This window comes from Stenotrophomonas sp. 22DLJC03, from assembly GCF_056861405.1.
Genome location: NZ_JBSPUG010000002.1, coordinates 356,743 through 376,097, shown reverse-complemented (window position 1 = coordinate 376,097; position 19,355 = coordinate 356,743). Strand labels below are relative to the sequence as shown.

The window sequence follows — 19,355 nt, the reverse complement described above, 5'->3', positions numbered from 1 at the left end:
CCGCCACACTGTGCGATCCCCGTATTCACCGAAGGGCCTGCTGGAATGACCCTCCCCCCGCTGCTTCCCCGCCTTGCGCCGTTGGCGCTGGCCCTGGCCAGTGCTCCGCTGGCCGCGCAGGAATTCGTTCCCGGCACCGATACCTCGCCGGCGGCTTGCGCCGCCATTACCACCGACGCTGCGCGCCTGGCCTGTTATGACCGCCTGTTCGCGCACACCCCGCAGGCCACGGCCGCTGCCGACGCCGCTGCCGAGGCGGCCGCGCAGGCCCGTCGCGAAGAGCGCCAGACCGCACGCGTAAGCCAGGGCGAAGAGAAGCTGCGCGAGCGGGTCAGCGACCTGTTCCGCCCCTCTGCGCCGGACAGCGCGCTGGCCAATGCCGGCCGAGGTTCGTTGCTGGACAGCCGCTGGGAACTGGCCGAAGACTCCAAGCTGGGGCCGTTCCAGCTGCGTGCGTACAAGCCGGTGTACCTGCTGCCCGCGTTCTGGACAAGCGACCGCAACACCACGCCGCATTCGCCAAACCCGGCCAACACGGTCACCACGCCGCAGGTACTGGACAGTGCCGAGCTGAAGTTCCAGATCAGCTTCAAGACCAAGATCGCCGAGAACCTGTTCGGCGACAACGGCGACATCTGGGCCGGCTACACCCAGAGCTCGCGTTGGCAGGCCTACAACGGCGAGGATTCGCGCCCGTTCCGCGAAACCAATTACGAGCCGGAAGTGATGATGGTGTTCCGCAACGGCTACTCGATCGGTGGCTGGCGCGGCCGCATGACCGGCATCGCGCTGAACCACCAGTCCAACGGTCGTGCCGACCCGCTGTCGCGCAGCTGGAACCGGGTGATGCTCAACATCGGCCTGGACCGCGAGAACTGGGCGCTGGTGCTGCGGCCGTGGTACCGCATTCCCGAGACCCGCAGCGACGACAACAACCCGGACATCGAGGACTACATGGGCCGCGGCGACGCGACCCTGACCTGGAACCGCAACGGCCATGAAGTCTCGCTGATGGCGCGCCATTCGCTGCGCACCGGCAGCCGTTCGCACGGCGCCCTGCAGCTGGATTACGGCTTCCCGATCAGCAATCTGCTGCGCGGCCATGTGCAGGTCTTCGATGGCTATGGCGAGAGCCTGATCGACTACAATCACAAGGCCACCTACGTGGGCGTGGGCGTGTCCCTGCTGGAGTGGTTCTGATGGTCGTGACGATCTGGCACAACCCGGCCTGCAGCAATTCGCGCGGCGCACTGAAGCTGATCCGCGATGCCGGCTTCGAGCCGGAAGTGATCGAGTACCTGGGCGACCCACCGGACGTGGCCACGCTGCGTCAGGTGCTGGCCGAATCCGGATTGAGCGCGCGTGACCTGGTGCGCAGCAAGGAAGCGCGGTTCGCCGAACTCGGTCTGCAAGATGCTGACGATGCCAGCCTGCTGGCGGCGATGGCCGAGCACCCGCGGCTGATCAACCGCCCCGTGGTGCGCACGCCCAAGGGCACCCGGCTGTGCCGCCCACCGGAAACGGTGCTGGAAGTCCTGTAACCCACCCCGCTTTGGTAGAGCCGAGCCATGCTCGGCTGCGGTTCGCATGCTACCCATGAATGCAGCCGAGCATGGCTCGGCTCTACAGAACGGACTACAGCCAGTCGGTGATGCCTTCGCGGCGGTACACCTCGGCGAACGCTGGGCGTGCCTTCATCGCCGTGGCATGCGCCTTGAGCGGCGGCCAGGTGTCGCTGGGCTTAGGCATGTTGCGCGACCAGCGCATCAGCATCACCAGCATGCAGTCGGCCACGCAGGGCGTCGCGCCCAGCAGGTACGGTCCGTGTGCCTGCAGGTGCGTGGCCACATGCTGCCAGGCCGCTTCCAGGCGCTGCCGTGCCATCTCGCGGCTGGCCTCCACGTTTGCCTCGCCCGCCACTTCGTGCGGATAGAACCAGGCACGATAGGCCGGCTGCAGCGTATTGGCACACCAGAACATCCAGCGGTAGGCATCGGCGCGCTGCGGCGTGCCCAGTGCGGGCAGCAGGTGGGCCTCCGGATGGCGGTCAGCCAGATACAGTGCGATCGCCGCCGCTTCGGTCAGTACCAGGCCATCGATCAGCAGCGTCGGCACCACACCGGCCGGATTCAGCGCCAGATACTCCGCTGATTTGTGCTCGCGCGCGTCGAAATCCAGCAGCACCAGTTCGTGCTCGATGCCCAGCTCGATCAGCAGCCAGTGGACCACCAGCGCGGCAGTACTGGTTGAACCATACAGCGTGGTGCTCATGCGCGGCTCCTGTGTGGATGGATCCGCCGATTATGCGCCCACGCGAGCGGTCGTTGCTCAGCCGCAGCGGCTCATGCAGGTATCGCGGCCTTCGCCACAGGACATGATCGGTGTGCGTATCGCGCAGTCATGCGCCTTCAGTTCACAGGAGCGGCGCAACTCGGGGTTGGTGACGTCCTTGCAGCGCTTGTCCGGCGCCGGCACCATCTGTTGTTCGCAGCTGAAGTCGTTGCTGCCGATACTGCCCCGCGCCATGCAGCTGCGATAGTCGGCCTGGCACTGCATGCGGCACTGCGAGGAGGCGGAGAAGTCCGCACCTTCGTACGAGGATGTGCTGCTGCAGCCGGCCAGGGCCAGCAGGATCGCAACGGCGATGAATCGATGCAGGCCCATGAACACGTCCTGTGTGAGGTCGCGCCGAGCCTAGCAGAGCAGATGCTGCAGGTTCGTTAACCCTCACCACACAACAACGGCGCCACACGGGCGCCGTTGCTTGAACCGGATGCGCGGCAGGATTACTCCACCACCACCGGAATCTTGCCGATGCGGGCCTGCCATTCGCGCGGGCCGGTCTTGTGCACCGATTCACCGGTTGAATCCACCGCCACGGTCACCGGCATATCCTGCACGGTGAACTCGTAGATCGCTTCCATGCCCAGGTCGGCGAAGCCAACGACCTTGGCCGCCTTGATCGCCTTGGACACCAGGTAAGCCGAACCACCGACGGCCATCAGGTAGGCCGACTTGTTGTCACGGATCGCTTCAATCGCCGCCGGACCGCGCTCGGCCTTGCCGACCATGCCCAGCAGGCCGGTCTGTTCCAGCACCTGGCGGGTGAACTTGTCCATGCGGGTGGCCGTTGTCGGGCCGGCCGGGCCCACTACTTCGTCACGCACCGGATCGACCGGGCCGACGTAGTAGATGAAGCGGCCCTTCAGATCGACCGGCAGCTGCTCGCCCTTGTTGAGCATGTCGACCATGCGCTTGTGCGCCGCGTCGCGACCGGTCAGCAGCTTGCCGTTGAGCAGCAGGGTCTGGCCCGGCTTCCAGCTGGCCACGTCCTCTGGGGTGATCGTGTCCAGGTCCACGCGGGTGCCCTTGGACGAATCGTAGGTCAGCTTCGGCCAGTCTTCCAGCGACGGCGGGTCCAGCATCACCGGGCCGCTGCCATCCAGGGTGAAGTGCGCATGGCGGGTGGCGGCGCAGTTCGGAATCATCGCCACCGGCAGGTTGGCCGCATGGGTCGGGTAATCGTTGATCTTGATGTCGAGCACGGTGGTCAGGCCGCCCAGGCCCTGCGCACCGATGCCCAGCGCGTTGACCTTCTCGTACAGCTCCAGGCGCAGCTCCTCGATGCGGTTGGACGCACCACGGGCTTGCAGCTCGGTGATGTCGATCGGCTCCATCAGCGCTTCCTTGGCCAGCAGCATCGCCTTCTCGGCAGTGCCGCCGATGCCGATGCCGAGCATGCCCGGCGGGCACCAGCCGGCGCCCATGGTCGGCACGGTCTTCAGCACCCAGTCGACGATCGAGTCGGACGGGTTGAGCATGGCGAACTTGGTCTTGGCTTCCGAACCACCGCCCTTGGCAGCGACGATCACTTCGACCGTGTTGCCCGGCACCACCTTGACGTTGACCACGCCCGGGGTGTTGTCCTTGGTGTTGATGCGCTTGCCGGCCGGGTCGGCCAGCACCGAGGCGCGCAGCTTGTTGTCCGGGTGCATGTAGGCGCGGCGCACGCCTTCATTGGCCATGTCTTCCACACCCATGGTGGCGTCATCCCAGCGCACGTCCATGCCGATTTCCAGGAACACGGTGACGATGCCGGTGTCCTGGCAGATCGGACGGTGGCCTTCGGCGCACATGCGCGAATTGATCAGGATCTGCGCCATCGCTTCCTTCGCGGCCGGCGACTCCTCGCGCTCATAGGCGGCGGCAAGGTTCTTGATGTAGTCGACCGGGTGGTAGTACGAGATGTACTGCAGCGCGTCGGCGATGGACTGGATGAGGTCTTCCTGCTTGATCGATGTCACGGATTGCTCGCTTGCTGAAGGCTGGCGGAGGTAATCCGCCCATTTTACCCCCTCCCCCGGCCGCAGGTAGAGTCAGGGGTCAGATCCCTTTCCCAGGGAAAGGGATCTGACCCCGCCTCCCCTGTCACGCCATGCGCCACTACGGCGTCCTTGCCCACATGAACGCCGAAACCGCTTTCCAGACCCACCGCCCGCGCCTGATGGCGCTGGCCTACCGCCTGCTCGGCAGCCGCGCCGACGCCGAAGACGTGGTCCAGGATGCCTGGCTGCGCTGGTCCGGCGCCGACCCGGCGGCCGTCCGCGACCCCGAAGCCTGGCTGGTCACCACCACCACCCGGCTCGGCCTGGACCGGCTGCGCGCGGCCAAGCGCGAGCGCGTGCACTACGTCGGCCCGTGGCTGGCCGAACCGCTGGCGGTCAGCCTCGAGCCTGACCCGGCGCCCGGTCCGGCCCAGCTGCATGCGCTGGCCAACGACGTCTCGGTCGCCTTCCTGACCCTGCTCGAACAGCTCGGCCCCGAGGAACGCGCCGCCTTCCTGCTGAAGGAGGCCTTCGACCACGACTACCGCGAAATCGCCGACCTGATCGGCCACAGCGAGGCCAACTGCCGTCAACTGGTGCACCGTGCCCGGCAACGCCTGCAGGCCGGACGACCGCGTTTCAACGCCGATGCAGGCCAGCACCGGCAGTTACTCACGCGCTTCATGGACGCCTCCCAGCGCGGCGACAGCGAGGCGATCCAGGCCCTGCTGCACGCCAACGCGCTGCTGGTCTCCGACGGTGGCGGCGTGGTCACCGCAGCGGTGCGCCCGCTGCTGGGCGCCGAACGCATCGGCCGCCTGTTCTGGGCCATCGCCCGCCGCGGCGCGGTGCATCCGGCGCAATTGGGCTACGTCAATGGCGAACCGGCGATCCTGCGTTTCCAGGGCGATCGCCTGCACTCGATCACCACCATCGAAGTGGTCGATGGCCGCATCGCCAACGTGTACAGCGTGTTGAATCCGGAAAAGTTGCCGGACGTTGTCACGCGCGGTGACGGTGCGGCGTCCTTGTAATGAAAGGCGGCCACCGTGGCCGCCGTGGAGCCGAAAATGTCCGACCACGCCTCTCCCCGTGTTCCCTACACCCGCCTGGCCGCCGAGGCCTTCAAGGGCCTGCTGGCCACCAGCAAGGCAGTGCATGACAGTTCGATCGATCCGACGTTGATGGAACTGGTGTTCCTGCGCGTTTCGCAGCTCAACGGCTGCGGCTACTGCATGGACATGCATGCCACCACGCTGCGCAAGGGCGGCATCGAGCCGCGCAAGCTGGATACGCTGCCCGCCTGGCACGAAAGCCGCTTCTTCGACGACCGCGAGCGCGCAGCGCTGGGCTGGGCCGAGGCGCTGACCCGGTTGACCGATGGCGCACCGTCGCAGGCGGCGTTCGATGCGCTGGCACCGCACTTTGATGAGAAAGGCATCAGTGACCTGAGCATGGGCATTGCAGTGATCAATGCCTGGAACCGGCTGGGGGCTGGGCTGCTGCCGCCGCTGCCGTAAAAGGGGGCCAGCCGGGTGGGTCAGGTTCCTGCAGCTGTTGGTAGGTGTCGACCTTGGTCGACACGGTAGATCCACGCCATGCGTGGATGTGGTTGGGTCGGATCCCTTCGCAACGCGAAGGGCTCTGACCCGATCTGGCTGGTGGGGTCAGAGCCCTTTGCGCAGCAAAAGGATCCGACCCCGGCGGCCACACGGCTGCCCTGACCCCACCTGCACGTATCAGGCGCGCACAATGGCGGCATGCCAGCCTCTCCCATTGCCGGCGCTGCCGCCGCGAAGAAACCCAGCCTGCGCCAGCGCTTCAAGGCGATGCGCAACCTGCCGCCGTTCCTGCGCATGGTCTGGCAGACCAGCCCCGCCCTGACCCTCGCCAGCCTGGGGCTGCGCCTGATCCGTGCACTGCTGCCGGTGGCGATGCTCTTCGTCGGCAAGCTGATCATCGACAGCGCCCTGCACCTGAGCCAGCACGACGCTGGCTTCCCGCCACTGGGCGAAGCACTGTCCAGCGGCGTGCTGAATCCGTTGCTGGGCCTGCTGGCGCTGGAGCTCGGCCTGGCCATCGCCTCGGATCTGCTCGGCCGGCTGGTCAGCTATGCCGATGCGCTGCTGTCGGAACTGTTCGCCAACGTCACCAGCATCCGGCTGATGGAACACGCGGCAACACTGGACCTGGAGGACTTCGAGGACCCGGACCTGCAGGACAAGCTGGACCGTGCAAGGCGCCAGACCATGGGCCGGATGAACCTGATGAGCCAGCTGTTCGGCCAGGTGCAGGACGCGATCACCGTGGCCAGCCTCGCCGTCGGCCTGCTGGTGTATGCGCCATGGTTGATCCTGCTGCTGGTGCTGGCGCTGGTGCCGGCCTTCATCGGCGAATCGCACTTCAACGCGGCCGGCTACAGCCTCAACTTCCAGTGGACGCCGGAGCGCCGCCAGCTCGACTACCTGCGCCAGCTGGGTGCCAGCGTGGAAACGGCCAAGGAAGTGAAGATCTACAACCTGCATCGCTTCCTGGTGGAACGCTATCGCAGGTTGTCTGCAGCACTCTTCCAGGCCAACCGTGCACTGGCACGGCGGCGTGCGTTCTGGGGCACGCTGCTGGCTGCGCTCGGCACGCTGGGCTACTACACAGCGTACGCCTACATCGCATGGCGCACGGTGCGTGGCGACTTCTCGATCGGCGACCTGACCTTCCTCGCCGGCAGCTTCCTGCGCCTGCGCCAGCTGCTGGAAGGCCTCCTGATCGGGTTCTCGCAGGTGGCCAGCCAGGCGCTGTACCTGGATGACCTGTTCTCGTTCTTCCAGATCCAGCCGGAAATCCACTCGCGCGAAGGTGCGGTACGCGTGCCGCAGCCGATACGCGAAGGCTTCGTGTTCGAGAACGTCGGCTTCCGCTACCCGGATGCCGAGCAATGGGCCGTGCGCCACCTCGATTTCCAGCTGCGGGCCGGCGAAGTGCTGGCCCTGGTCGGCGAGAACGGCGCCGGCAAGACCACGCTGGTGAAGCTGCTGGCGCGACTGTACGAACCAGACGAGGGCCGCATCCTGCTCGATGGCCGCGACCTGCGCGACTACGACCTGGACGACCTGCGCGCCAATCTCGGGGTGATCTTCCAGGACTTCGTGCGCTACAACCTCAGCGCCGGCGAGAACATCGGCGTCGGCCAGGTCGAGGCGATGGACGACCAGGCGCGCATCGCCGACGCCGCGCGCCGCGGCATGGCCGAAGAAGTGATCGACGACCTGCCCGCCGGCTACGACCAGCTGATCGGCCGCCGCTTCAAGCAGGGCGTGGACCTGTCCGGTGGTCAATGGCAGAAGATCGCCATCGCCCGTGCATGGATGCGCAACGCGCAGGTGATGATCCTGGATGAGCCAACGGCGGCGCTGGATGCGCGAAGTGAGTTCGAGGTGTTCCAGCGGTTCAGGGAACTGGCGGATAATCGCACCGCAGTGCTGATTTCCCACCGTTTTTCCTCGGTACGCATGGCTGATCGCATCCTGGTGCTGGCCGATGGCCGGATCGAGGCCAGCGGCACCCACGAGCAGCTGATGGCCGAGGGCGGTCGTTATGCCGAGCTGTTCGAGCTGCAGGCGGCGGGTTACCGCTGAGAACGCCTCTCGTTCCGCCTAATGAGAACCTGTCTCATTTGAGATAGAATCACCCCCGACGACTTCCGATAGATACGCCCATGTCCTCCGCTTTTGGCGCCGAAACGGTGCTTGAGGTCCGTCACTGGACCGATGCCTACTTCAGCTTCACCCTCACCCGCGACAGCGGTTTCCGCTTCGAGAACGGCCAGTTCGTGATGATCGGCCTGGAAACCGAGGCGCGGCCGCTGCTGCGTGCGTATTCCATCGCCAGCGCCAACTGGGAAGAGCATCTGGAGTTCTTCAGCATCAAGGTGCAGGACGGCCCGCTGACCTCGCGCCTGCAGCACATCAAGCCGGGTGACAAGGTGCTGGTCGGCAAGAAGCCCACCGGCACCCTGCTGATCAGCGATCTGCACCCCGGCAAGAACCTGTATCTGCTGGGCACCGGCACCGGCATGGCGCCGTGGCTGTCGGTCATCAAGGACCCGGAAACCTACGAACGCTTCGAGAAGGTGATCCTCTGCCACGGCGTCCGCTACGAAAAGGATCTGGCCTACCGCGATTACTTCGAGAAGGAACTGCGTGAGCACGAGTTCCTGGGCGAGATGATCGGCGACAAGCTGCTGTACTACCCGGCCGTCACCCGCGAGCCGTTCGCCAACCAGGGCCGCCTGACCCAGCTGATGGAAAGCGGCGAGATGCAGCGCACGCTCGGCCTGCCGGAATTGAGCCCGGAGAACGACCGCGCGATGATCTGCGGCAGCCCGCAGATGCTGGCCGACCTGCGCAGCGTGCTCGATGCCCGTGGCTTCCAGGTCTCGCCGCGTATTGGCCAGCCGGGCCACTACGTGTTCGAGCGCGCGTTCGTCGAGAAGTAAAGCGCGGGGCCCTGGCCCCGCATTTGTACGCGACCTGTTGCGCACCTTGCGCATTGCAGGCATCGTCCCCCCGCACGGGCCGATGGCCCTCCCGGGGAATACACGGATGATGAACACATCGATCCCGCACTGGATGCGGGCTTGGGCAATTGTCGCCCTGCTGCTGGCAGCGGTTCCGGCGTGGGCTGCGCCGCCTGCACGCGGCGAAACGCCGCCGCAGGCGCTGGGCAACGACCGCAAGGGCAATCCGGTCAATCTGGCCGATCAGCGCGGCAAGGTGGTCATCGTGACCTTCTGGGCCTCCTGGTGCGGGCCCTGCCGCAAGGAACTGCCGATCCTGGCCCATCTACAGCAGGTGATTGGCGAGGACGCCTTGAAGGTCTACGCGGTCAACTGGGGCGAACCGCGGCTGGAGGTCAGCCGGCTGATCCGCCAGCGTGACTGGCCGAAGCTGGAGTACCTGCATGATCCTGGCGGTGCGCTGGCGGAGCAGTTCGGCATCGTCGCCGTACCCCACATGTTCATCGTCGGCCGCGACGGCACCATCGTCCATGCCCATCGCGGCTACAGCGAGGCCAGCCTGCCGCGGATCATGCAACAGGTGATCGAAGCCCTGCCCGAAGAGGTCCGCAACCGCCAGGCAGGCGTACCAGCGCTGGGACACTGAGCGCTGCGCCCAAGGCGACCGGCAGCTGTTACAGCAGCGCTTCGATCGCGCTGCGCAACTGCTCCGGCCTGGTGGTGGGCGCATGGCGCGATACCACCCGCCCCTGGCGGTCGACCAGGAACTTGCTGAAATTCCACTTGATGCGGGCACTGCCCAGCAGGCCGCGCTTCTCGCGTGACAGCCATGCCCACAGCGGCTCGGCCCCCTCGCCATTGACCTCGATCTTCTCCGACAGCGGAAAACTGACCGGATAGTCCAGTGAACAGAACTGGCGGATCTGCGCGGCGTCGCCGGGCTCCTGCGCGCCGAACTGGTTGCACGGGAAGCCGATCACCACCAGACCGCGCTCGCGGTACTCCTGCCACAGCTGTTCCAGCCCGGTGTACTGCGGGGTGAAGCCACAACGACTAGCGACATTGACCAGCAGCAATGGGTGGCCCTTGTAGCGGGCCAGCGGCTGCGGTTGGCCGTCGAGGTCACGGAAGCTGAAATCGTAGGCAGTGGTCATGGCAGCGGGCCGTGGGCGGTGAACGCATGGTACCCGCGCCCGGCCCCGACAACATGCCTTTTGACACAAGTGCCGGCGCGCCGGGCCGGGTTACCCTCGGGCCCTTGTTTGCCTTACCGGAGCTATTACCTTGACCACTCGCCTTGCCCTTGCCGTGGCCATGACCCTCGGCCTTGCCCTGCCCGCCTACGCTGCCAGCGCCGCCACCGCGGCCGCCGCCAGCAGCGCCCAGCAAGCCAACCCGTTCTTCGCCGACAGCCCGCTGCCACTGCACTTCCCTCAGTTCGACAAGATCAAGGACAGCGATTTCGCTCCGGCTTTCGACGCTGGCATGGCGCAGCAGCTGAAGGAAGTGGAGGCCATTGCCAACACCAAGGCCAAGCCGACCTTCGAAAACACCATCATCGCCCTGGAAAAGAGCGGTGACACCCTGGATCGCGCGACCACCGTGTTCTTCAGCCTGGTCGGCGCCGACACCAACGACACCCGTAAGAAGCTGCAGGCCGATTACTCGGCGAAGTTCGCCGCGCACAGCGATGCGATCGCGCTGAACGGCAAGCTGTTCGCCCGCATCCAGGCGCTGTACGACACCCGCAGCCAGCTGGGCCTGGACGCCGAAGGCGTGCGCCTGGTCGAGAAGTACTACGACAACTACGTACGCGCCGGCGCCAAGTTGTCCGAGGCCGACAAGGCCACGCTGAAGGCCATGAATGCCGAGCTGGCCAACCTGGGCACCAAGTTCAGCCAGAACGTGCAGTCGGAAGTGAACGCCTCGGCGATCACCGTCGATGACGTCAAGGAGCTGGACGGCCTGTCCAAGGAGCAGATCGCGGCTGCCGCCGAAGCCGCCAAGGCCCGTGGCCTGGACGGCAAGTACGTGATCACCCTGCTCAACACCACTGGCCAGCCGCCGCTGACCAACCTGGCCAACCGTGCCCTGCGCCAGAAGATCTACGAAGCTTCGACCACCCGCGGCAGCCGCGGCGGTGAGTTCGACAACACCGCGCTGGTCTCGCGCATCATGCAGCTGCGTGCCGACAAGGCCAAGCTGATGGGCTTCCCGAACTTCGCCGCCTACAACCTGACCAACCAGACCGCCAAGACCCCCGAAGCGGTCAACGCGATGCTGGGCAAGCTGGCTCCGGCCGCAGTGGCCAATGCCAAGCGCGAAGCCGCCGACCTGCAGGCGATGATCGACAAGGAACAGAAGGCCGCCGGCAAGAAGACCTTCGCCCTTGAGCCGTGGGACTGGGCGTTCTACAGCGAGAAGGTGCGCCAGGCCAAGTACAACTTCGACGAATCGCAGCTGAAGCCGTACTTCGAGATGAAGAACGTGCTGGAGAACGGCGTGTTCTACGCCGCGGGCCAGGAATTCGGCCTGACCTTCAAGCAGCGCACCGACCTGCCGGTCTACCACGACGACGTCACCGTCTATGACGTGTTCGATGCCGACGGCAGCCAGCTGGCGATCTTCATCTTCGACCCGTACGCCCGCGCGTCCAAGCGTGGCGGTGCGTGGATGAATTCCTACGTCTCGCAGTCCAAGCTGACCGGCTTCAAGCCGGTGGTGGCCAACCACCTCAACATTCCCAAGCCGCCGGCCGGCCAGCCGACGCTGCTGACCTGGGATGAGGTGAACACCACCTTCCACGAATTCGGCCATGCCCTGCACGGCATGTTCTCCAACGTGAAGTACCCGTACTTCTCGGGCACCTCGGTGCCGCGTGACTTCGTCGAGTTCCCCTCGCAGGTCAACGAAATGTGGTCGGACAACCCGGCCATCCTGAAGAACTACGCCAAGCACTACCAGAACGGTTCGGCGATGCCGCAGGCGCTGCTGGACAAGGTGCTGGCCGCTGCCAAGTTCAACCAGGGCTTTGCCACCACCGAGTACCTGGGTGCGGCCATGCTCGACCAGCGCTGGCACCAGATCGGTCCGGACCAGGTGCCGGCCGCCAAGGACGTGATGGCCTTCGAGCGCGCCGCGCTGGAGAAGGACGGCATCTACTATGCGCCGGTCCCGCCGCGCTACAAGACCCCGTACTTCAGCCACATCATGGGCGGCTACTCGGCTGGCTACTACGCCTACATCTGGTCGGAAGTACTCGACGCCAACACCCAGAAGTGGTTCAAGGACAACGGCGGCCTGAGCCGCAAGAACGGCGACCACTTCCGCGCCACCCTGTTGTCCAAGGGCGGCAGCGTGGATGCGATGCAGCTGTTCCGCGATTTCGCCGGCCACGAGCCGCAGATCGAACCGCTGCTGGAAAAGCGTGGCCTGACCGGCGCCGGCAACTGATCGCCAGTGCGGTAGTGTGAAATGAGAACCGCCCGGGAAACCGGGCGGTTTTTTGTTGGGTCATCCACGCAGGGCGTGAATCTACCGCCCGTTCTCGTCAGCCCAATAGATCCACGCCGTGCGTGGATGCTCTCTGGTCACCGCCGAAACAGCCGCTCCCACCATCGCTTCTGTTGAGCTGCGGGAGCAGTATCAACCGCCAGCGGATCCGAAGCTCCCGCCATGAACTCCGCCAGCTGGGCCGAGGCGGCCTCCGCATACAGCAACGCACCATCCGGCGCGCAGTTCATCAGATTGCTCAAGCTGGTCGATGCATTGAGATCCATAGGGTTCGGCTCGACCACCTCGCTGGCCTCCAGCAATCCGCATCCGCTGGCGATCGCGTCATCGACGGCACGCCAGAAAACGACCAGGCGACCATCGGAGAACAGCTCCTCCAGACGCGCAGCCAGCGCGCTGTCCACTGCATGATCTGCGCGCAATTGCTTCAGCCGGGCATGCGTGATGAACACGCCACCACCATAGTTTTCACGCAGATGGTTGCGGGCGGCAGCGTCCGCCCACTGCAACGGCACCAGTTGCCGCCAGTCCGCGAAATAGCGGGCAACCACCGGATCGTCGATGAAAAACGAAAGGGCGCTCCCGCGAAGATAGTGATACCGGCGCAGGTGACCGGCCACGATCGCCAGGTACAAAGCGTGCCCCTTCTCGAAAGGCACTTCTGCGCTGATCGAGCGAGCCTCCTCGATGCATTCCTGCAGTTGCTCCATGTAGAACGGCTCGATCCGGAACTGATGCTGCAACGCATTGACCAGAGTCGCGTCCTCCAGCGCACTGAAATAGATGTCACGGATCTCCGAATCCGCGATTGGATGGTAGGTGATGTCCCAACCCATGCTGCAACGCCCTCAGGAATGCGGTAGTGCCACCGACCCGGCAGATTAGCGTCGACGACACTCATGCGGGAAGCAGAACGCGCAGCACTTGTAGTTGACGTCAATGAACGTCGTTTCCGGCCTGACCTCCCCCTCCCTCGGCGCAACCTTACCGCGGCGCCACGTACCCACCCGGCACACCTTCCGGCGACAGCACCAGCTGCCACAACTGCGCGTGCCGGCAACGGAAGGTCGCCATCGAGCCGGCCAGGTAGAAACGCCACATGCGACGGAAATGCTCGTCGTAACGTTCATCCAGCCGTGGCCATGCTGCTTCCACGTTGCGCCGCCACGCCTGCAGGGTCAGGTCGTAGTCGGTGCCGAAGTTATGCCAGTCCTCCAGCACGAAGCGGCCCTCGAACGCCTTGGTGACCTGCACTGCCGACGGCAGCATCGAATTGGGGAAGATGTAGCGTGCGATCCACGGATCTGTTCGATGCCGCGAGATGTTGGTGCCGATGCTGTGCAACAACAGCAGGCCGCGCGGCGACAGGCAGCGCTTGGCCACCTCGAAGAAACTGCCGTAGTTCTTGTCACCAACGTGCTCGAACATGCCGATCGAGAAAATCGCATCGAACGGCTCGTCCAGTTCACGGTAATCCTGCAGGCGGATCTCGATCGGCAGGCCGGCGCACAGTTCGCGCGCGAACTCGGCCTGTTCCTGCGAGATGGTCACACCCACTCCGCTGACGCCGTAGCGCTCGGCGGCAAACTTCAGCGCTTCACCCCAGCCGCAACCGATATCCAGCACGCGCTGGCCCGGGCGCAGGCCCAGTTTGCGGCAGACCAGGTCGAGCTTGGCTTCCTGCGCGGCGTCGAGATCATCGGCGTTGCGCCAGTAGCCGCAGCTGTAGACCAGGCGGCGCCCAAGCATGGCCTGGTAGAGATCGTTGCCGAGATCGTAGTGGCGGCGCCCGACTTCATAGCTGCCTTGCCCGACCTGGAGATTGAACAGGCGCGCCTTCAGCGCATCGGCCACTTCGCGCCAGCCGTGCACCCGCTCATCCAGGTGCGCCTGCATCAGGTGGACGAGGAATTCATCCAGGACGTTGGCATCCCACCAACCGTCCATGTAGCTCTCGCCGAGACCAAGCGAGCCGTGCGCCATGACCCGCGCGAAGAAGCGCGGGTCATGCACCTGGATGTCCTGTGGCTGGGTACCGCCGATGCGGACCCCGGCTTCCTGCAGCAGGCCGGAAACCCGCTCCTGCAACCCTGTATCCACGCCACCTCCTCGACTGCGGTCAACCGCGTGCGAACAGCTCCACGTAGTCCTTGGCCACGTGCGGCAACAGCACCGCCGCCGGTACATCGGCGGTCTGGGTGCCATCCGAGTATGGACCCACCTGGTACGGCGGGAAAACAAAGCGCAGCGCGGTGATCTGCCCCTTGTCGTCGGTGAGCGGCTGGAACTGGCTGAAGTTGTCGGCCTGCGGGCCGGTGCCGTCGGCAATCATGCGCGATGCGTTGCGCAGCGATTCCTGCAGCTGGGCCGGGTCCATGTCCTCACCACTGAGGCGGGTCGCCACGCGTTCGCGCAACTGGTCGGCGACGAAGTCACTGATCGCTTTCCAGCCCTTGGCATCGGCCACCAGCTTTTCGGCGCTGAGCATCTGCTGATGCTGCGGCAGCCACACGAAGCGCGCCACCAGCGGCTCGCCGTGGGCGCCACCGGTATAGCGGCTGCCATCGGCGCTGACCACCACCAGCTGCGGGGTTTCCAGCAGCTTCTCGAAGCTCAGCGACAGCTCGTAGGGCATGGTCGGCTTGTCATTGCCCAGCCCGTCCAGCGCCTGCTGCAGATCACTGCGTGCACTGGTGGCGTAGCCCTGCAGCGCGCGCGCCAGGCCCGGGTAACGGTCGATGCCGGCCGGATAGCTGATGCCCACCACTTCGCGCTCGTTGTTCTCGATCACATCGCGCAGGTCCAGCGGCGCTTCCGCAGCCGGCGTTTCACCTGCCGCAGCGGCCTCGGCGGCAGGCGCCGCGTCGGTCGCCGCTGACGGCTCGCTTTCACGCTGGCAACCGGCCAGCAACAGCACGCCCACCACGCCGGCCAGCACGCTGCCGTGCAGTGGCCGGTTGTTTCCAATCTTCATCGGGATCCCCTGTTCATGTTTGTACATCATCGCCTGCCATGGCTGAAGCGTGACCCGCTGGCATTCAGCCAACGAGCAGGTCGTGATACTCCTCGTGCCGCTGCAGGAAGGCCTCGGCGTACGAACACGCCGGCACCACCTTGTACTTCTGTTCGCGGGCGAAACGCAGCGCGACGCGGGTCAATTCACCGGCAATGCCACGGCCAGCGATCGGCTCGGGCACTTCGGTGTGGGTGATGACCATGCGCCTGCGCTTGATCTGGTAGTCGAGCACCGCCAGCTGTCCTCGCACGCGGGCGGTGAAGCGGTGGCTGGCCAGATCATGTTCGACCTCGTAGGCCAGACCGGGGGGCGTGACCGAAGCCATGGAGCTGTCTCCTGCGACGACTGCGTGGATGGTGCGCAGCCGGGCGCCATGATCGCGTGAAGCCTGAACAGGGGCAAGTCCGATCCATTCACGTCAGTTCCCGACCCTCAAGCTGGAGGGTGGGCGGCCGCTATCGCCTGTGGAGGGGTACGGCCAGGCTGGCACGACCCTTGCGACCGTTGACCATGCGCACCACCGCGGAGGCTCCCATGCACCCCAGCGATACCCATTCCGATACCGACCGTGCCCTGCTGGAGGGCCTGCTGCAACTGGCGGTGGAGGGGCAGACCGAAGACCAGGATTTCCAGCGCATCGGCGAGGAGGTATTCGCCCGCCTGCAGGACACCTACGGCCAACAGACCCGCGCCTGACCAGGAGCGGGGGCTAACCCCGGGGTCGGATCCAGCGGATCCGCCCCCGGCCAACTTCAACCGCCGCCGAGGCGGAAGGTCGGGTTGGAGAGTTCTCGCAGGAAGTGGTTGAAGATGCTCGGCTGCATGGCCAGCATGAAGATCACGCCGAATGCCGCGCCGGCCAGGTGCGCACTGTGGTTGATGCGGTCACCGCCACGCTTGTCCATCCAGATGCTGTAGCCGACGTAGAACGCGGCATACACGATGGCCGGTGCCGGGATGAAGAACACCAGGATGATCGACCACGGCTTGATCAGGATGAAGGCGAACAGCACCGCCGACACCGCACCCGACGCACCCAGGCTCAGGTAGTTCGGGTTCTTCTGGTTCTTCAGGTAGCTGGGCAGGATCGAGACCACCAGCGCACCGATGTAGAACGCCGGGTAGGTCAGGTAGCTGCCGGTCAGCTGCACCATCACGCTCTCGATAAACCCCCCGAAGAAGAACAGGGTGATCATGTTGAAGATCAGGTGCGACCAGTCGGCATGGATGAAGCCATAGGTCACCAGGCGGTCGTACTGGCGGTGGCGGTCCACTGCCGGCGGCCACAGGATCAGGCGGTCGGCCAGCTTGCGGTTGTTGAAGGCCATCCACGACAGGATGGCGGTGACGGCGATCAACAGCAGATTGACGGGGGTCATGTCAGGCTCAGGCGCTACGGTAGTTGTCGACCATACGATAGCGTTTTGCATACCAACCGAAAGCCAACGCCGCGATGAAAGCGAAACCGGCGAAGAAGAACATCAGGAACGCCGCCTCGCTCAGCCCTGTCCCGGCAATCTGGTGGGTCACCGTGTCGTTGCGCACCGCGGCGTTGGACAGCAGTACCCACAGGTTGCCGATGGTGGTGGTCAGGTTCCAGAAGCTCATCACCACGCCCTTCATCGCCTGCGGCGCCTGGCTGTAGGCAAATTCCAGGCCGGTGGCCGAGACCAGCACTTCACCGAAGGTCAGCAGCGCATACGGCAGCATCTGCCAGAAGATCGACATCGCATTGCCGCCATCCATCACCACCTGGATACCACCCACCACGATCCAGGCCAGGCCGCTGAAGGCGATACCGGCGGTCATGCGGCGCAGCGCGGTCGGTTCGAAACCGAAGCGACGCAGGGCCGGGTACAGCACCAGGTTGTTGAACGGAATCAGGATCATCACCAGCAGCGGGTTCAGCGCCTGCATCTGCGAGGCGGTGAACCAGCTCGGCATCTGCATCTGCTGGCCCTGCAGGACCCAGGTCGAGGCCTTCTGGTCGAACAGCGAGAAGAACGGCGTGGTCAGCGCGAAGATCACCAGCACGCGCAGTACCGAACGCACACCTTCCACGGCTTCGGCCGGATGCTGGCCGCGGGCGCGGTCCAGCTGCAGCCAGGTGCCGCCACCGATGCCAGCGAGGATGGCGACCAGCGCCAGGCACAGGCAGATCACGATGCCGAGCGAACCGACCAGGCCGAACGAGGCTGCCGCCAGTACCAGGCCGAGCACGGCGATCACCAGGCCCGGGCGGCCCTGGCCGGCGACGCGCGCGGTCAGGGCGGTGCGCACCACGTTGGCGAACGAATGCGGGTCCTTCGGCGGCAGCGGCACCAGCACGTAGCGCTTGCGGCCCAGCCAGAACACGAAGGTGGCGATGAACATCAGGATGCCCGGGATGCCGAACGCCCACTGCGGGCCCCAGTTCTTCAGCACCAGCGGGATCAGCAGCGAGGCAAACAGCGAGCCGAAGTTGATGATCCAGTAGAAGGCGTCGAAAACGATCTTGGCCAGGTGCTTGTTGCTCTGGTCGAACTGGTCGCCCATGAACGAGGCCACCAGCGGCTTGATGCCGCCGGCACCGAGCGCGATCAGGCCCAGGCCGAGGAAGAAGCCTTCGCGGCTGTTCTCGAACAACGCCAGGCACAGGTGACCGGCGCAGTAGACCAGGCTGAACCAGAGGATGGTGTGGTACTTGCCGAAGAACTTGTCAGCCAGCCAGCCACCGAGCAGCGGGAAGAAATACACGCCGATCATGAAGCTGTGCATGATGTCCTTGGCTTCACCGGCACGGCCTTCCGCAGTGATTTCCTGCAGCAGCAGCGAGGTGATCAGGAACTGCACCAGGATGTTGCGCATCCCGTAGAAACTGAACCGCTCGCAGGCCTCATTGCCGATGATGTACGGGATCTGGCGCGGCATCTTTCCCTGGCCGGCGATGGGGGCAACTGCGTCGTGGCTCATCCTGTAAGGCATTCCTGCAAAGCGAAAGCCGCAAGATTACCGGAACCCGGGCTTGCGAAGCACGCTGCAGGGCTGCATGACAACGGTGCCAATCCGTGGCAGACACGCCATGCCCTGCCGGAAGTCACGGAACCTGCACGACAAAAGCGTAAACTTATCGTTATGCGCCCCCCCGCCCTCGCCCGCCTCCTGCTCGCTTGCCTTGCGCTGCTGCTGGCGTGGCAGGCCCAGGCGCGGCCACAGGCGCCGGCTGCCGCCACCGGCGACAGCGAGCCACGGCAGTTGACCGTGGCCGCACTGGAACTGCCCAGCCGCGACGATGCACAGTGGAAGCTGCGCCGTGAGCAGGTCGCCCAGCTGTTGACCGAACTGCAGCCGGACGTGATTTCGGTGCAGCAGGTCCTGCAGCAGCAGGGCCGGAACCCGGCCTGCTGGCTGGCCAGCCGGCTGCGCTACAGCTGCGACTTCGTCACCGCCGATCCGCCCAGCCAGCCGCTGCGGCATGGCAACGCGATGCTGACCCGGCTGCCGGTCAGCGAGGACGGCGTGACCCTGCTGCACCCGCCCGGCACGTTCAGCGCGGCCGGCATGATGCGGCTGAAGCTGGGCGCGTCGCTGCTCAACGTCTACGTGGCGCGCCTGCGTCCGGACCCGGACGAGGCCATCGCCCGCCAGCACCAGACCAGCGACCTGATGACCTGGATCAGCGCCACCGCCGAGGGCATGCCCAGCCTGATCGCTGGCGACTTCTCGGCCAGCACGGTGGAACTGGTACGCAGCACGCCGGGCTTCCAGCCGGCCCGGCGCAATCCCGGCGCACCGGCGGCCAGTGGCGGCGGAGCAAGTGGCCATGGCCTGGACGTGCTGTTCCAGGTCAAGCACTTCGGCGGCATCCGCCAGCAGCCGATCCTGTTGCCGGCCGACGGCGACCTGCCCGGCCTGCGCCTGGGCGTGATGGCGACCCTGCGCCTGCAGGGGGATACGGCCACGGCCGAATAGCCCCGCTCATCCCCGCGGCACGCCTCACCCCGGTAGG

The 19,355-nt window shown here is 65.5% G+C and carries 20 protein-coding genes; 10 read left to right on the top strand and 10 right to left on the bottom strand.

Annotated elements, in window-relative coordinates; all coding sequences use genetic code 11:
• The first annotated feature begins 45 nt into the window (after positions 1-45).
• Both AC13GA_RS07640 and arsC read left to right on the top strand, forming a co-directional pair.
• Positions 46-1,200, top strand: a complete 1,155-nt coding sequence (locus AC13GA_RS07640) for a phospholipase A (RefSeq protein ID WP_046984345.1) — start codon at positions 46-48, stop codon at positions 1,198-1,200.
• Positions 1,200-1,541 carry an arsenate reductase (glutaredoxin) gene (gene arsC, locus AC13GA_RS07635; protein ID WP_253078164.1) on the top strand — a complete coding sequence of 114 codons (342 nt, stop codon included), beginning with the start codon at positions 1,200-1,202 and terminating at the stop codon, positions 1,539-1,541. Before AC13GA_RS07640 ends, arsC begins: the two co-directional genes overlap by 1 nt.
• Before the next feature lie 94 nt (positions 1,542-1,635).
• Here arsC and AC13GA_RS07630 read toward each other — a convergent pair whose 3' ends face one another.
• From AC13GA_RS07630 to AC13GA_RS07620, 3 genes are all read right to left on the bottom strand, one after another.
• Entirely contained in the window at positions 1,636-2,271 is a 636-nt protein-coding gene (locus tag AC13GA_RS07630; protein WP_253078165.1) for a glutathione S-transferase family protein, read from the bottom strand.
• Between the two features lie 57 nt (positions 2,272-2,328).
• Positions 2,329-2,664, bottom strand: coding sequence for a hypothetical protein (locus AC13GA_RS07625; protein WP_482997802.1), 336 nt, complete (start codon positions 2,662-2,664; stop codon positions 2,329-2,331).
• A 122-nt stretch (positions 2,665-2,786) separates the two neighbouring features.
• Complete coding sequence (locus AC13GA_RS07620) at positions 2,787-4,304, bottom strand: fumarate hydratase (RefSeq protein ID WP_046984349.1); 1,518 nt, start codon at positions 4,302-4,304, stop codon at positions 2,787-2,789.
• Positions 4,305-4,462: 158 nt separating this feature from the next.
• Here AC13GA_RS07620 and AC13GA_RS07615 point away from each other — a divergent pair, with 158 nt between their 5' ends.
• The 5 genes from AC13GA_RS07615 to AC13GA_RS07595 all read left to right on the top strand — a co-directional run bounded on the left by AC13GA_RS07615 (position 4,463) and on the right by AC13GA_RS07595 (position 9,484).
• Entirely contained in the window at positions 4,463-5,359 is an 897-nt protein-coding gene (locus AC13GA_RS07615; protein ID WP_482997801.1) for an RNA polymerase sigma-70 factor, read from the top strand.
• Positions 5,360-5,395: 36 nt separating this feature from the next.
• Complete coding sequence (locus AC13GA_RS07610; RefSeq protein WP_099784772.1) at positions 5,396-5,845, top strand: carboxymuconolactone decarboxylase family protein; 450 nt, start codon at positions 5,396-5,398, stop codon at positions 5,843-5,845.
• A 240-nt stretch (positions 5,846-6,085) separates the two neighbouring features.
• Positions 6,086-7,957: an ABC transporter ATP-binding protein gene (locus AC13GA_RS07605; RefSeq protein ID WP_046984351.1), complete on the top strand. Its 1,872-nt coding sequence runs from the start codon at positions 6,086-6,088 to the stop codon at positions 7,955-7,957.
• Positions 7,958-8,037: 80 nt separating this feature from the next.
• A complete protein-coding gene (locus tag AC13GA_RS07600; protein WP_046984352.1) occupies positions 8,038-8,817 on the top strand; it encodes a ferredoxin--NADP reductase in 780 nt (259 codons plus the stop codon).
• Positions 8,818-8,926: 109 nt separating this feature from the next.
• Entirely contained in the window at positions 8,927-9,484 is a 558-nt protein-coding gene (locus AC13GA_RS07595) for a TlpA disulfide reductase family protein (RefSeq protein WP_295379225.1), read from the top strand.
• A gap of 28 nt (positions 9,485-9,512) precedes the next feature.
• Here the strand turns inward: AC13GA_RS07595 and AC13GA_RS07590 are convergent, their stop codons facing one another.
• Positions 9,513-9,992: a glutathione peroxidase gene (locus tag AC13GA_RS07590; RefSeq protein WP_046984353.1), complete on the bottom strand. Its 480-nt coding sequence runs from the start codon at positions 9,990-9,992 to the stop codon at positions 9,513-9,515.
• 130 nt (positions 9,993-10,122) lie between these two features.
• On the opposite strand from AC13GA_RS07590, the gene AC13GA_RS07585 reads away from it, so the two are divergent.
• Entirely contained in the window at positions 10,123-12,291 is a 2,169-nt protein-coding gene (locus AC13GA_RS07585; RefSeq protein WP_046984354.1) for a M3 family metallopeptidase, read from the top strand.
• A gap of 137 nt (positions 12,292-12,428) precedes the next feature.
• On the opposite strand, the gene AC13GA_RS07580 is transcribed toward AC13GA_RS07585, so the two are convergent.
• The 4 genes from AC13GA_RS07580 to AC13GA_RS07565 all read right to left on the bottom strand — a co-directional run bounded on the left by AC13GA_RS07580 (position 12,429) and on the right by AC13GA_RS07565 (position 15,692).
• Positions 12,429-13,187, bottom strand: a complete 759-nt coding sequence (locus tag AC13GA_RS07580; RefSeq protein WP_363732653.1) for a hypothetical protein — start codon at positions 13,185-13,187, stop codon at positions 12,429-12,431.
• A gap of 148 nt (positions 13,188-13,335) precedes the next feature.
• Positions 13,336-14,451 (bottom strand): cyclopropane fatty acyl phospholipid synthase, encoded by a 1,116-nt coding sequence (gene cfa, locus AC13GA_RS07575; RefSeq protein WP_478473703.1) that lies wholly within the window; start codon positions 14,449-14,451, stop codon positions 13,336-13,338.
• Between the two features lie 19 nt (positions 14,452-14,470).
• Positions 14,471-15,352 (bottom strand): DUF3298 and DUF4163 domain-containing protein, encoded by an 882-nt coding sequence (locus AC13GA_RS07570; RefSeq protein WP_136639510.1) that lies wholly within the window; start codon positions 15,350-15,352, stop codon positions 14,471-14,473.
• Between the two features lie 37 nt (positions 15,353-15,389).
• Positions 15,390-15,692, bottom strand: a complete 303-nt coding sequence (locus AC13GA_RS07565; RefSeq protein WP_006377679.1) for a GNAT family N-acetyltransferase — start codon at positions 15,690-15,692, stop codon at positions 15,390-15,392.
• Positions 15,693-15,901: 209 nt separating this feature from the next.
• On the opposite strand from AC13GA_RS07565, the gene AC13GA_RS07560 reads away from it, so the two are divergent.
• Positions 15,902-16,063, top strand: a complete 162-nt coding sequence (locus AC13GA_RS07560; protein ID WP_012511601.1) for a hypothetical protein — start codon at positions 15,902-15,904, stop codon at positions 16,061-16,063.
• 56 nt (positions 16,064-16,119) lie between these two features.
• Here the strand turns inward: AC13GA_RS07560 and AC13GA_RS07555 are convergent, their stop codons facing one another.
• Both AC13GA_RS07555 and AC13GA_RS07550 read right to left on the bottom strand, forming a co-directional pair.
• Positions 16,120-16,746, bottom strand: coding sequence for a rhomboid family intramembrane serine protease (locus tag AC13GA_RS07555; protein ID WP_006377680.1), 627 nt, complete (start codon positions 16,744-16,746; stop codon positions 16,120-16,122).
• Between the two features lie 7 nt (positions 16,747-16,753).
• Positions 16,754-18,319: a POT-type proton-dependent oligopeptide transporter gene (locus tag AC13GA_RS07550; RefSeq protein WP_012511603.1), complete on the bottom strand. Its 1,566-nt coding sequence runs from the start codon at positions 18,317-18,319 to the stop codon at positions 16,754-16,756.
• 162 nt (positions 18,320-18,481) lie between these two features.
• Here AC13GA_RS07550 and AC13GA_RS07545 point away from each other — a divergent pair, with 162 nt between their 5' ends.
• The gene (locus AC13GA_RS07545) at positions 18,482-19,318 is read left to right on the top strand and encodes an endonuclease/exonuclease/phosphatase family protein (RefSeq protein ID WP_136639509.1); all 837 of its coding nucleotides are present in this window, start codon (positions 18,482-18,484) and stop codon (positions 19,316-19,318) included.
• Positions 19,319-19,355: the final 37 nt, after the last annotated feature.